The sequence below is a fragment of the Archangium sp. genome, assembly GCF_036277355.1.
GTDB lineage: Bacteria > Myxococcota > Myxococcia > Myxococcales > Myxococcaceae > Archangium.
Genome location: NZ_DASUNC010000093.1, coordinates 28,913 through 42,002 on the forward strand (window position 1 = coordinate 28,913; position 13,090 = coordinate 42,002).

12 protein-coding genes and 2 pseudogenes are annotated in these 13,090 nt (G+C 66.9%); 5 read left to right on the forward strand and 9 right to left on the reverse strand.

From position 1 onward, the window contains the following. Nucleotides 1-27: 27 nt before the first annotated feature. Complete coding sequence (locus VFZ09_RS24130) at nt 28-1,284, forward strand: hypothetical protein (RefSeq protein ID WP_329729995.1); 1,257 nt, start codon at nt 28-30, stop codon at nt 1,282-1,284. A gap of 31 nt (nt 1,285-1,315) precedes the next feature. Beyond that, nucleotides 1,316-1,897: a hypothetical protein gene (locus VFZ09_RS24135; protein ID WP_329729996.1), complete on the forward strand. Its 582-nt coding sequence runs from the start codon at nt 1,316-1,318 to the stop codon at nt 1,895-1,897. A 16-nt stretch (nt 1,898-1,913) separates the two neighbouring features. Here the strand turns inward: VFZ09_RS24135 and VFZ09_RS24140 are convergent, their stop codons facing one another. From VFZ09_RS24140 to VFZ09_RS24150, 3 genes and pseudogenes are all read right to left on the reverse strand, one after another. After that, on the reverse strand, nt 1,914-2,630 hold the full coding sequence (locus VFZ09_RS24140) for a hypothetical protein (protein WP_329730029.1): 717 nt from the start codon (nt 2,628-2,630) through the stop codon (nt 1,914-1,916). Then, on the reverse strand, nt 2,627-2,821 hold the full coding sequence (locus VFZ09_RS24145; RefSeq protein WP_329730027.1) for an Imm52 family immunity protein: 195 nt from the start codon (nt 2,819-2,821) through the stop codon (nt 2,627-2,629). Before VFZ09_RS24145 ends, VFZ09_RS24140 begins: the two co-directional genes overlap by 4 nt. After that, nucleotides 2,802-3,252, reverse strand: a pseudogene (locus tag VFZ09_RS24150) (transposase); the annotation flags it as partial. The pseudogene VFZ09_RS24150 and the gene VFZ09_RS24145, both read right to left, overlap by 20 nt. A gap of 2 nt (nt 3,253-3,254) precedes the next feature. Between VFZ09_RS24150 and VFZ09_RS24155 the strand changes: the two are divergent. Then, the gene (locus VFZ09_RS24155) at nt 3,255-3,413 is read left to right on the forward strand and encodes a hypothetical protein (protein WP_329729997.1); all 159 of its coding nucleotides are present in this window, start codon (nt 3,255-3,257) and stop codon (nt 3,411-3,413) included. 13 nt (nt 3,414-3,426) lie between these two features. Here VFZ09_RS24155 and VFZ09_RS24160 read toward each other — a convergent pair whose 3' ends face one another. The 4 genes and pseudogenes from VFZ09_RS24160 to VFZ09_RS24175 form a co-directional block, all read right to left on the reverse strand. Then, nucleotides 3,427-4,518, reverse strand: coding sequence for a HEPN domain-containing protein (locus VFZ09_RS24160; protein ID WP_329729998.1), 1,092 nt, complete (start codon nt 4,516-4,518; stop codon nt 3,427-3,429). A gap of 30 nt (nt 4,519-4,548) precedes the next feature. Next, nucleotides 4,549-5,850, reverse strand: coding sequence for a DUF262 domain-containing protein (locus tag VFZ09_RS24165; RefSeq protein ID WP_329729999.1), 1,302 nt, complete (start codon nt 5,848-5,850; stop codon nt 4,549-4,551). A gap of 12 nt (nt 5,851-5,862) precedes the next feature. Continuing rightward, a pseudogene (locus VFZ09_RS24170) lies at nt 5,863-7,026 on the reverse strand (DNA methyltransferase); the annotation flags it as partial. A gap of 235 nt (nt 7,027-7,261) precedes the next feature. Beyond that, nucleotides 7,262-8,611 (reverse strand): DUF6986 family protein, encoded by a 1,350-nt coding sequence (locus tag VFZ09_RS24175; protein ID WP_329730000.1) that lies wholly within the window; start codon nt 8,609-8,611, stop codon nt 7,262-7,264. A 200-nt stretch (nt 8,612-8,811) separates the two neighbouring features. Between VFZ09_RS24175 and epsC the strand changes: the two genes are divergently transcribed. Together epsC and cysK are read left to right on the forward strand one after the other, a co-directional pair. Further along, complete coding sequence (epsC, locus tag VFZ09_RS24180) at nt 8,812-9,657, forward strand: serine O-acetyltransferase EpsC (RefSeq protein WP_329730001.1); 846 nt, start codon at nt 8,812-8,814, stop codon at nt 9,655-9,657. 53 nt (nt 9,658-9,710) lie between these two features. Further along, nucleotides 9,711-10,631, forward strand: coding sequence for a cysteine synthase A (cysK, locus tag VFZ09_RS24185; RefSeq protein ID WP_329730002.1), 921 nt, complete (start codon nt 9,711-9,713; stop codon nt 10,629-10,631). A 62-nt stretch (nt 10,632-10,693) separates the two neighbouring features. Here cysK and VFZ09_RS24190 read toward each other — a convergent pair whose 3' ends face one another. Continuing rightward, nucleotides 10,694-12,061: a DUF4215 domain-containing protein gene (locus VFZ09_RS24190; RefSeq protein WP_329730003.1), complete on the reverse strand. Its 1,368-nt coding sequence runs from the start codon at nt 12,059-12,061 to the stop codon at nt 10,694-10,696. A 29-nt stretch (nt 12,062-12,090) separates the two neighbouring features. Next, nucleotides 12,091-13,089 carry a carboxypeptidase-like regulatory domain-containing protein gene (locus tag VFZ09_RS24195; protein WP_329730028.1) on the reverse strand — a complete coding sequence of 333 codons (999 nt, stop codon included), beginning with the start codon at nt 13,087-13,089 and terminating at the stop codon, nt 12,091-12,093. Between the last annotated feature and the right edge of the window lies 1 nt (nt 13,090).

Sequence of the window (13,090 nt, forward strand, 5' to 3'; positions counted from 1 at the left end):
CGGCCTGTGGCAAGGTGCGTCACCAACATGAGAACGCGAGACCGCCTGCTCCTGCTGATGCTGGGAACCGTCTGGCTCGGGCTTCCGGGCTGCTCCTCCACCCCCGTGGACCCTCCCGAGGAAGGCCCTCGCTACGACGGAGGACCCGTCTCCTGGCACCGGGACGTGTTGCCCATCGTCCAGGAGCGCTGCCAGGGGTGCCATACCCAGAACGGGGTCGCCCCCTTCGCCCTGGAGACGTACGGCGCGGCGTCCGCGATGCACGCGGCGCTGGCCAGCTCGGTGCAGGCGCGCCGGATGCCGCCGTGGATGCCCGCGGAGGGCCCCCACCGCTTCCGCGACTCGCGGCGGCTGACGCAGGGCGAGGTGGACATCCTCTCGGCCTGGTCCGCGCAGAGCGCGCCCGAGGGGGACCCGCTGGATGCGCCACCGCCCCGCGAGCCCGCGCCGCCCCTGGCCTGGACCGATCTGACGATCGGCCCCGAGGAGCCCTACCTGCCCAAGGACACGGCCTCGGACGACTACCACTGCTTCCTGTTGGATCCCCACCTCACGCAGCGCAAGGAGCTGATCGGCTTCGAGGTGATGCCGGGGGTGACGCAGCAGGTGCACCACGTGCTCCTCTTCGCCGCGCCCCGCCAGACGGCGCTCGAGCGGGATGCGCGTGACGCGGAGCCCGGCTGGACGTGCTTCGGGGACTCGGGCATCGGGGGGGCCTCGCTGCTCGGGGCCTGGGCTCCGGGCTCGCCGCCCACGCGGTACCCGGAAGGCACGGGCGTGCGCGTGGCCGCGGACGCCGTCTTCGTCATGCAGGTGCACTACAACATCTCCCAGCGGCAGGCCGGCACCGTCACCGCGATGCATGGCGAGGCCCAGCCGGACCTCACGCGCATGGCGTTGCAGTTCGCGCGCGAGCCCGTCTCGAAGCTCGCCTCGCTCTACCCCCTGGTGGATGCCGGGTTCTCCATTCCCCCGGGAGCCACCGGGTACGCCCACCACACCGTGCAGTACGTGCCCGCGGGCACCCTCTGGGGCGTGCTGCCGCACATGCACACCCAGGGCAGGCGCATCCAGGTGGAGCTGGGCGGCGAGCGCCTCATCGAGATTCCCGCGTGGGACTTCCACTGGCAGCAGATGTACTTCTACAAGCAGCCCCTGCGCGTGCCGCTCTTCAGCCCGATGAAGCTCTCGTGTACCTGGGACAACCCCACGTCCCGCACCGTGGAGTGGGGCGAGGGCACCGGCGACGAGATGTGTCTGGCCTACCTGTATCTGACGGATTGACGCGCTCGCGCGCGCACGGCGAGGGACAGCGATGAAGCGGCAAGGAACGAAGATGGGGCGGGCGGCGCTCGTGGGCGCACTGCTGTGCACCGGCCTGCCGGAAGCCCGGGCCGAGGAGCCGGACGCGGGGACTCCGGTGGCGATCAGCGCCCAGCGGCGCGGCATCCTCACGCTGCGGGCCTCCTGGGGGACGGGCGTGCCGGACTACATGGGCGGCTCGCTGACGGTGAATGCCATTCCCCTGGTGGACGTGGAGCTGGGCGCCACGCTCGTCAATCCCCTCATCAGCTCCCTGTATCTCCGGGCGGGCCCCCGCTGGAGCCTGTACGAGGGCCGGAACGACGCGGGACGGGGCCTGTCACTGCGGATGTCGGCGCTCGCGGGCGCTCGCGGCACCACCACCTACGTGGTGGGCCAGGGAGGCTATGGCGGGCAGTGGGGGCTCAACGCCGTGGCGACGCTCGAGGGGACGTACTGGCTGGCACGCTCCTTCGGCGTCAGCGCGCAGCTCGTCGCCGGAGGCACCACCTACTTCCCCCTGCGACGGCCCGTACAGGTGCTGCTGGGACCCCTGACGCCCGACGCCCGCTTCTCCCTGGGCCTGTCCTTCTGAGCTGGACCTGCCCCGGCTACCTGGAGTCCGCCGCCTGGGCGCCGTCCTTGGACTCCTCGCGGCACCGCTCCAGGAGCTTCTTCTTCTCGACGGCGCTGGCCGTCTTCCACTCGGGCAGTTGCGAGGCGACGCAGGCGGGCGGCGCGGGCTCGGAGGTCTGCGGCTCGGCCGTGACGACCGGCGAGCCGGGCCCGCTGGAGGCCGCCAGTTCCAACTCCAGCATCATGCCGCGGAGGGTCTCCGCCTCCTCGCGGCCCGTCATCTGATCGAGGCCATCCCAAGCGACCCCGGCGTAGACATCCTCCACGCACGCCGGCACCCAGGCCGGGGCCTCATCGCTGCATACCTCGCTGCCATTCAGGGTGGGCTTGCCAAACAGCTGCGCCTTCGTGGTGTCTCCCTGGGGTGTCAGCAGGACATAGAACGTGGACCCCACCGTGCTCGTGGAGCCGGACACGACGGTGGAGTTGCCCGTCACGGTCGTCAACGCCGCGCGCTGGCCCTTGAAGACGTAGAGCGTGGCGCCGTTCTTGCGCTTCTGGCGATCCGTCACCTGGAAGCCACGCTTGGAGAACAGCTCCGAGAACCGGCGTGCCGCATCGTCCGTCGTCCCCGTGAGGACGAGGTGGGACCGCTTCTCCGGGAGCTGGGTCTGGCTGCTCGAGCGAACCACCTGGAAGCAACCCGTGCTCAACACCATCAGGCCCATGAGGGCCCACTCGTGGGTTTTCATGTGCGCGCATCGTAGCCGCCCTCGAGCACGGGGCGAAGGAGACCCTTCGCGTCCAACATCTCCTGGACGCTGCGCCCGAGAGACAGGTGCTGTGGGTTGGACGCGCTCAGCGGCTCTGGAGCCAGGACCAGGAGTGTACCCTTGTCCTCTACCGGCTCCGTTCGGACAGGGGACGCGCTGCCCTCGGGCACGCAGTTCCGCGTGGACGCGAGGACTGCCGTACGTGCCGCGGCTGTCCCGATGTATCTGCGTCACCACCTCGGCCAGGGCCCGGTCCACCTTGTGCCGCTCGAACTCCGGGCGCTCCTTCCAGGCGTAGTAGCCCGAGCGGGAAACGCCCAGCTGCTCGCACATGAATTCCACTGGGAAATGGGCCTTCTGCGCACCGCAGCACTCGCACTTCACGTCGCGCCCTCCTTCGCGACGAAGGCCGCTGCTTTTTCAGGAAGTCGCGCTCCATCTGCAGCTGGCGGTTCTCCTTGCGCAGCCGGACCAACTCCTCCCGCTCGGCCGTGGAGAGCACGCCCGTTGGCTCCTTGCCCTTGTCACCGTCGGTCTCGCGCACCCAGTTGCGCAGGGCTGACTCGGTCAAGTCCAGGTCCTTGGCCACTTGGGGCAGGCTCAATGCTCCCCGAGAGCCTTCGCCAGGACAAGAACCGCATCAACCACCTCGTCGCGAGTGCCGTCTCGAAGATCGTCGGCGGGCAACAGCACAAGGCGTGGGCGACCGAACGGCGCGATGGGAAGAGCGGCAAGTCGATGCTCTACATCATCCGCCGTTGACGCTGGCCAGCGTCTATGCCGCTGGCGCTGCAGCAACGTTCAGCGGGCTCCATACCACGTCGTCGTCAGACGTGAGGGCAACGAGCTTCACATCGGGGTTCTTCGGATACTTGAAGTCCAATCCAACACCGATGCCCTTGGGAGCGTTTGCACTCGGTTCCACCTCCTCCACATCGGCATCGTCGATCCGCAGGCTCTGGATGCGGCCCCAGCGGGCACCAGTGGATTCAAGGACGACAAACACCGGCTGCCCGACGAAGAGCCTCTGGGCAGGCTTGTCGACAACAACGATCGTCTGGTTCTTGAAGGGCCCGTCCCCCGCATGCAGCGCCAGCTCGATGCGGTTCGCTGACGCGTTGTGGTGGGCCTCGAGATAGCGCCCGACCACCAGCCCGAAGATCGACCTCGAGAAACTCTCGATGAAAGCCACCGCGTCGCTCATCGCCGCGCTTCCGAGGAGGTCAACGGGATTTCCTCCACGGTGAGCGACCTGATTCCTGCGTTCGACGATGTCCTTGAGGCGCTCCTCGAGCACCGTTCGCTTCACACGATCCTGTGGCACCGTATCGAGTCCCTGCGCGGCGCAGTACCAGGCCACCATCGCGTCGGCGCGACACGCGCGGTCGCAGATCTTCTCGATGCCGACCGCTCCGAAGGCAGCATCGACTTCGCCCGCGCGCAGGTTCGCGTCGTGCGCAATCACCACCGCCTCGTTCAGGGCGTACGGCGTAGTGCCGCTCAAGCACTCGAACAGGTTCTTGACCACGCCTAGCTCACTCATGCCGACGTAGCGCCCCTCCCCGAGTCGGCCGCGCCACAGGAGTTCTGCCGTCCCTGCCAGATGCTTGTCCGTCAGCTTTTGCGGCAGCGCGGCATAGGCGACGCGCCGAGACTCGAGACGAACATACGCCGTGATGAGGTTCTCGACGAACTTCTCGAACGACGCGTATAGAGCAACGGCGAACGCAGCGTAGTCGAAGCGACGCCGGATCGAGACGTACTGCTGCACCACGGTGTCCTTGTGGCCCGCCAGTGCGAGGTTGACCGGCTCGATCGACGCCACGAGCGCCTTCAGATCGGCCAGCTCAGTGATGAGTTCATCCAACGTAGAACGCACAGGCAGGCTCCGTCGCGATCACTTCTGGGTCTTGGCGATCGCGGCGGCGAAGGCCTCGCTCACGCAATGGTTCCGGTTCTGGGTGTCCGCGAAGTTGGTGCGACGCCCGGCGAAGAGATCGTGCTTCGCCTTGTACATGGCCTCGAGCTCGCCCCGAAGGACTGCCTTCTTCGCGATGAGCTTCGCTCGATGCGGGACGACCGCAGCACTGTTGGCCACGAACATCAGCGGGTCGTAGACGATCTTGGTGGGGCGCTTGGAGAACCCGAGCACCGTGAACGCCTCAGCCCCGAGCACCTCCCACAAGAAGGAGACGGTCGACTCGAACATAGTGCGGTAGTCCGCCAGCAGCGCCGGCGCGAAGTTGTTGCCGCGGACGATGAACAGGTCGAGGAACTCGGAGATCTTGTTCAGGCCAGCCTTGAACTCGTCGATCTGGCGATAGGCGAAGAAGCGCAGAACGAGTTCCACGTCCTCCATCTTCTCGAACATGCGCGTGCCCGCTGCGGTCGGCTCGTCGACGGTCTCCTCGGACTCCTCGTCGGCCTCCTTCTCCTCCGGCGACGGGTCGAGCGGGATGCCCCACATCCGCCGGAAGTTGTCGTTCTCGGAGAGCGCGAGGCAGAGCGTGTTGAGTGGTCCACCGTAGACGGCGTTGCGCGTCTCCTGGCTGCCGAGCTTCACGCCTCCAGAGTTGAGGCGCTCGAAGACCATCTTCTTGAGCATCGCGGCCTGCTCTTCACTGACCGCCGTCTCCTTGAGGAGGATGATCGACGAGATGTACCGGCGATCAATGCCGTCCCGGACCATCGACGGAAGCGTCGAGTAGCTTCGCCCGTCCAGGTCCGACCAGTACTGCAACCCGGTGAGCTTGAACTTGCCGGCGTAGAAGTCACTCAGCGCGGTCAGGCGCTGGCGTCCATCCATCACCTCGTAGCGTGCGAGGTCACGCTCGTACAGAAACACGGGCGGCACCGGCACGTTCATCAAGAACGACTCGATGAGCCGCGACTTCCGCTCGACGCTCCATCGATGCCGACGCTGGTACTCGGGGTCGCGCTTGTAACGGAGCTCCTTCTTGCCGCCTTCGCCTTCGATCTCCTCCTTCAGCATTCCCAGGATGCCCGCAAGCGGATACCGCGCTTGCTCCGTGACGATGCGGATCTCGCCCTTCGCGTAGCGGCTGTTGAGCTCCTCGTCACTGGCCTTCGGCTTGGTCGCTTCGTCATCGAACGAGAGCTTCTCCCCCTTGAGGAGATGGCTCGCCGCTGCTTGCGTCTTCGCGCCTGCCGCCGGTTTCTTCTGGTTGCCCTTCGTCACTGGCTCTCTCCCTCAGGCACGGTGGCAGTACACGTCATGCTCGGTGATGGCCTTCTTGGGTTCGGCCTGGAACTGCCGCACCTGTCGGCGCCCGCTATCGGAGTCGGGGACGGCCTTTGCCGTCTTCATCTTCCAACCGGAGTCGACCAGCGACTTCTTCAGCACGTCCATCGGATCGGCGTCGCGGTCGTGAATCCCGCCGTAGCGAATGATGAGGCGTGCGCCCTTCGTCGTGTGGGCGGCGACGTTCTTCCAAACGCGGCCCATTTCGGCCGCGAAGTGGTCGGCGCCCGAGTGCTCGAGCTGCCCCTCAGGCTGCCGGTACTCGACGTAGTCGGGGCCACCGAGGAACCAGAGCCGAAGCCACTGGTCCGGCAGGTAGGTGCGCATGCCGAAGTACGGAGGCGACGTCACGACGAAGCGCGCCTTGGGCATGTCCTTGAACGTGTCCGCCACACGGCTGTCGCCGAGCTCCACCTTGCCTTCGACGTCAGGCGGCGGTTCGGAGAGGTAACGATCGGCGCGCGCCTTGATGACACCCAAGACATCGACGGCGTCCGGGCGCATGCCGCGCTCAGTCCAGAACTTCACGGCATAGTTAGGCTTTGGCGCGAACGTCCTGGGCGACTGGTTCGAGAAGTACGACGGCGTGCCCTTTGGACGCGGACCGTGCAGCGCGCCCAGGATGATCGCCCGCAGGAGAATAAGCGTCGGTGACGAGCAGTCGGTGAGTAGGGCGTCCCTCAGTCGGCAGAGCTGGATGAGGGTCTCCTCGTGGTACGCGAGCTTCCAGAATGCGCCCTTCGGCACAGCAGTCGGCTCCTTCGCCGCGTTCAGAATCGCTCGAGCGCTCGCGACTACTCGGCCAGGCTCTGCGTACGCGAGCTTGGCCTGCGCGAGGGCGGCGGCGACGGGGCTGCTATCCACCCCGACCGAGGGCATCTCAAGTAGGCGGGCCGCGAAGTTCGTCGTGCCACGACCGCAGAAGGGATCGATGACCCACTCGCCGCGCTTGCCGTGCTCCTTGAGCACCCGAAGCGGAAACTCCAGCGGGTACATGGTGTAGTAGGGGCAGATGGCATTGAGTGCGTCGAGGCTCATGGGCTGGCTCCGGCGCTGGCATCTCCCTCCGCTGCGCCATCGTGTACACGGTCTTGTCCATGACCTTGAGCAAGGCCGCGACCTCTTGAACCGTGAATATCTCGTCGCTCATCCAGTAGGCGCTCCGGGCTGGATGGGGTCCGCTTCCAACGGATGCCAAGGTACGGCAAAGGGCACCTCCGCACAATGACGAAGGGGGTGCGCCCGTTCAGGTACGGCCTACCGCCGGACCTGCTCCAACGCCGTCCGCGGCTCGGCCCACTGGCGCACCGCTTCGGAGCCACCTCACGCTTGGAGGCTTTCGAGTGCGTCAGCCCTTCCGGCGCCCCTGGAGGATCTCCAGGAACGAGCGGGTGCGCAATTCCTCCAGGGTGAGCCCGGCGGCGCGCGCCTCGTCCTCCGTGAGGGCGCCACAGGCGATGCCGCGCAGGAAGAAGTTGATCAACCCCTGCCCCGTGGCCGCGTCGTCGAAGACATCCCCCAGCCGCGTGGCCTGGGCCGCCTTGTCCATGAAAGCCTTCAGCCGGCGCGAGGCCTCGTCCAGCCCTTCCAGGAAGAAGGCATACACGGCGGCGTAGCGCACGGGCACCTGCGCCGGGTGCAGATCCCACCCCTGGTAGAAGCCATCCGTCAGCGACCGGCGCACGTTGTCCGCGTGGAGCCGCCAGGCGCGGTGCACGGCGGCGCGGTTCTCCTCCTGCTGCTCCGGCGTGAGCGCGCCTCCCTTGGGCGCCTTGTGCGGCCCCACGGGCATGGTGGTGGTCGCACCATCGGACAGATGGATGCCCGTACCCGCCAGTGACACCTGCATCACGTGCCGGGCGAAGTCACAAGAAGGATGGAACAGGTGCTGGTGCGCCGCGGTGATGCCACACGCCGCCGTGTAGTCGTACGCGCCGAAGTGCACGCCGGTGCACCGTCCCCGGGCGGCCCCCACCAGCAGCGGCAGTTCCACCCGTCCCTCCCGATCGAAGAGGGCTTGCGGCGTCTCCACCATCAGCTCCACCTTCACCACGCCCCGCGCCAGGCACAGGCCCTCCTCCAGGCCGATCAACACGGAGTCGAGCGCGACCACCTGCTCGCGGATGGAGACCTTGGGCAGGGTGACCACGAATCCCGGCGGCAGGCGCCCCCCCGTCTTCTCCACCAGCGCGGAGAGGAACAGATCCAGGGTGCGCACCGAGCGGCCGAAGAGCTCGTCACTGAAGGATTTGATGCGGAGGCCGATGAAGGGCGGCAGCGAGCCCTGCTCCAGGCCCCGCGCCATCTCCGCCGCCGCGGCCAGCGCGTGCCCGTCCTCCTCCGCGTCCGGCCGATGGCCATAGCCGTCCTCGAAGTCGATGCGGTAGTCCTCCACCGCCTCGCGCCGCAGCTTGGCCACCACGCGCGCGTGGACCGTCTCCGCCAGTCCGCCCTCCGGCAGCCCCAGCACGCGGGCCAGGGTGCGCCCATCCGGCGCATGCTCCTCCCACGAGCGCAGCGCCACCTCCGCCAGCTTCGAGGCCGTCTCCGCCTTGAAGAGGTGCGCCCCCCCATAGACGGAGTGGATGGGCTGCCGCCGGGAGGACTCCCCCGGGTAACGGTGGTTGAAGGCCTTGTTCGCCGCCTGGAGGGCGGTCCGGGTGTCCGAGAGGCTCTGGGCGGTCAGGGTCGTCTTCATGGCGCGGCCGGAGACTCGCCCTCCCGGGCCCGGGACGCAACTTCACGGGGCCCTCGGGCGCACGGCTTCACGGACGGCCTCCGGGGCGCCGGCATCCAGGGCCTCGACAAGGCCGTCTGGGGGGGTGGAGGACCGTGTGCTGTCCGCCGCCGTCAGCGCACTGGGCGGAGGCCGGTACTAACGGGTAACGTGCCCGGCCCATGGACGAACCCAACGGCCGGCTCATCCAGACCCTCATCGAGGCGCGCAGGCACCACTGCTTCCCGCCTGACGTGCGCGCCGCGGCGCCCGAGCTCATCGAGAAGGTCCTGGCTCTGCTCTTCCCCCACTTCGCCGAGCGGATGGACTGTAGCTCCGTCGGCATCCGCTCCGAGGTGGCCGTGGTCGAGGCCATCCTCACGCGCGCCCTGGACACGCTCGCCCCGCGCTACCCGGGCCTGTCCGCGGACATGCCCCAGCGCTTCATGGAGCAGCTCCCGGAAATCTACGCCTGGCTGCGCCAGGACGCCGAGGCCATCAACCAAGCCGACCCCGCCGCCCGCAACGTGGACGAGGTCATCCTCACCTACCCCGGCTTCTACGCCATCGCCATCTACCGCATCGCCCACGCCCTGCACCTGTTGGGCTTCCCGCTCCTGCCCCGGCTCCTCACCGAGCTGGCCCACCAGCGCACCGGCGTGGACATCCACCCCGGCGCCACCATCGGCCGGCGCTTCGTCATCGACCACGGCACCGGCGTGGTCATCGGAGAAACCACCCTCATCGGCACCGGGGTGAAGATCTACCAGGGCGTCACGCTCGGCGCCCTCCAGGTGCAGAAGGACCTGGCCGACAAGAAGCGCCACCCCACCATCGAGGACGAGGTGGTGGTGTACGCCAACGCCACCATCCTCGGCGGCAACACGGTGGTGGGCCGCGGCAGCATCATCGCCGGCAACGCCTTCATCACCCACAGCATCCCCCCGGAGTCCATGGTCACCCGCCGCAGCGAGGTGCGCCACCGGGAGCCCAATGCCGAGTTCGACGAGCTTGAATACCACATCTGATGTAGCGGATATTCGTCTTCTGTAACGGACAGCTTCCCAAAGAGGGCATCCCCATGAAGGTGAACAACATCCTGGAGACGATCGGCAACACGCCGCACGTGCGCATCAACCGGCTCTTTCCCTCGCGCGTCGAGGTGTACATGAAGCTCGAGCGGGCCAACCCGGGCGGGAGCATCAAGGACCGCATCGGCCTGGCGATGATCGAGGACGCGGAGAAGCGGGGCCTGCTCAAGAAGGACAGCGTCATCATCGAGCCCACGTCGGGCAACACGGGCATCGGCCTGGCGATGGTGGCGGCGGTGAAGGGCTACAAGCTCATCCTGGTGATGCCCGAGTCGATGAGCATCGAGCGCCGCCGGCTGATGGCGGCGTACGGGGCCACGTTCGAGCTGACGCCGCGCGCGCAGGGCATGAAGGGCGCCATCGCCCGGGCGCAGGAGATGGTGACGCAGACGCCCAACGCGTGGATGCCGCAGCAGTTCGAGAACGAGGCGAACATCGAGGTGCACAAGCGCACCACGGCGCAGGAGATCCTCAAGGACTTCCCCGAGGGCCTGGACTACATCATCACGGGCGTGGGCACGGGCGGCCACATCACGGCGTGCGCCGAGGTGCTCAAGGAGAAGTGGCCGAAGCTGAAGGTACTCGCGGTGGAGCCGGTCAAGTCGCCGGTGATCAGCGGCGGGCAGCCGGGGCCGCACCCCATCCAGGGCATCGGCGCGGGCTTCATCCCGAAGAACCTGCACAAGGAGGCGCTGGACGGCGTCATCCAGGTAGCCGAGGAGGAGGCGTTCGAGTTCGCGAAGCGGTCCGCTCGCGAGGAGGGCATCTTCGTGGGCATCTCCTCGGGCGCGGCGCTGGCGGCGGTGAACAAGAAGCTGGCGGAGATCCCCGACAAGAGCCGGGTGCTGTGCTTCTGCTACGACACGGGCGAGCGCTACCTGTCCATCGAGAACCTCTTCCCGGCGCAGTAGCCCCGCCCATCACCCCCACTCCTCCCTCTCCCTCTGGGAGAGGGCCGGGGTGAGGGTGTGAATCACTTGCAGAACCCGCCCCGGCAACCCAGCCCCTGCACACAATCCTCATCTACCGAGCATCGTGCATCCTTCTCGCAGTCGCGGCCGACCCCCCCTGTCATCCCGTCCACGACGAATCCCTCATTCTCAACCGACTGGATGATGGGATTGTTCGCGAACGCCCCTTTCGACTTGTGCGTGAAGCTCACGCTCATCGATTTGCTCTCGTGCTCGACGTTCATGCTCAACTTCTTGGGGCTGAAGAGGATGGAATTGAAGACCTCTTGGGCGACATCTTCGGCCGACCAATCATTCCCCAATACAATGGGCACATGCGAGCGCGAGACCTGTCCATCACGATCGAACTCGAAGAACACCCGCTTGCGCCCATCGCTGATGGAGAACACCTCGCCATCCTCCAGCAGTTTTCCCTCGGGCACCGTGATGAGTCCCTTCGCCTCCGTGGCCGGTAGTCTGATGCACGAGGCACTGCAGGTACCACAAGCACCGGCATTGCCGTCGTCACACTGCTCGGTCCCCACGTTGAGGTAGCCATCACCACACCGGGCCGCGGTGCAGTTGTTCAAACAACTGTCGTTATTGCTGCCGTTGCCATCATCACACACCTCTCCGGCGCTGACGTTCACGATGCCATCACCGCACGCCGGAAGGGTGCAGTTCGAGTTGCAAGCCGCGGTCTCGCGTCCGTCATCGCACGCCTCGACATGCTCCGGCGCCCCCAGTGTATTCACATGTCCATCGCCACAGCGGGCCAAGGTACAATCACTGAGGCAGTCCGCGGTGTTATCGGTATTGCCCTCATCGCATGCCTCACCGCGATCCAGGATCTTGTTGCCACAGACCTCGCCGGAGTGACAATCGGCGCTGCACCCATCTCCCGCTACCCGGTTGCCGTCATCACAGACCTCGCCGATGACGGAGTCCGTGTAATGGTTTCCACACGTCTCATCCGATAGACAGTCCGCGCTGCAGCCATCCGCGGACCGGGTGTTGCCGTCATCGCACTTCTCCCCCATGGAGACGTCGACGACACCGTTTCCACACTTCTCGTTGGATTTGCAATTGGCACTGCAGCCATCGCCATCCCGGGTGTTGCCGTCATCGCACACCTCACCGGAGGCGGAATCCAGCACACCATTGCCACAAGCCTCCACGGACTCGCAGGTGCGGCTGCAGCCATCCCCATCCAGGATGTTGCCATCGTCACACGCCTCACCGGCCTGGAGGATGCCGTCTCCACAGTCCGTCTTGATGCAGACGTCCTGGCTGGCGGCGCACTTCTGCCCCGAGGGGCAGGCACGGCCCGAGGAGCAGAGCACGCTCTTGGGCTCCATGCAGGCGCAGAGCGACAGGACGAGGAGTGACAATCCGAAAATCTCTCTTTTCATCGGTCAGCTCAGAAGCGAAGGGACATGGACGCACCACCCACCCCATCGCCCACCAGGGGCGCGACGCTCAGCGTCCGCACACCCGGGTCGATGCGATAGGGCTGGGGTCTGTTGAGGAAGAGGAGCACCGCGCCCGTGACCAGCGCGGCCCCTCCAGCGGCATATGCGCCCAGGGACACGGTGCGCAGCAGGTCTCCCTGCTGACGCGCCTCCGTCAGCGCTGGCGCGGGCATACAGCCGCCACACGCCTCGACACCTTTATCGAAGGTGTCATAGCTGCCGAGCACCCCCAGGTGGAGCAGACCGCCTCCCGCGGCCACGGCCGCTCCCGCCCCCAACACCGTCCAGGGAATCCAGACGGGCCAGCGCGTCTTGTACCGGGTGAGTTCCTTCTCCGTGTAGAGCTTGAGCTCGACGGGTGTCGTCGCCCCGGGCATCAGCGTCTGGCGCAGCTCCGTGGGCTCGTAACCGCCCTTGGTCGCGGAGACATGGTACGTCCCGGGACGCACCAGCTTCTCGACACGATTGGGGGCAACGAACAGGAACTGCCCGTCCAGCGACACGCTGGCGCCAGGCTCATCACAGCTCACCTCCACGCGCGCGAGCTGCTTCTCGACGAGCGCCAGGTAGCGGCGGCCGTTCTCGTACTTCTCGCTCCCCAGGGGGTCCGGGCCGTAGCGCATCGCCTCCGTCAGGTGGAGATGGACCTCGAGAGGCCTTTCGAGGCTCATCAACGCCAGCGCCATGTTGTAGTGGATGGCGGGATGGTTCCACTGCGCGAGCGCCTTCTGGTAGCTCTCGAGCGCCTGCACGAAGAGGCTCTCTTCCAGCCGCGCGTTGCCCATCTCGAACAGCTCGAGCGCTTCCAGCCGATTCTTCTTCGGGACACCGCGGACCCAGGGATTCACTTCCGCTGACTCCAGGGTGGAGCCGCGCTCCTGCGCGGACGCAGGTCCGGCCCCCAGCGCCAGTGAGCCCACGGCCAGGCTCAGCGCAACCGCCTTCATC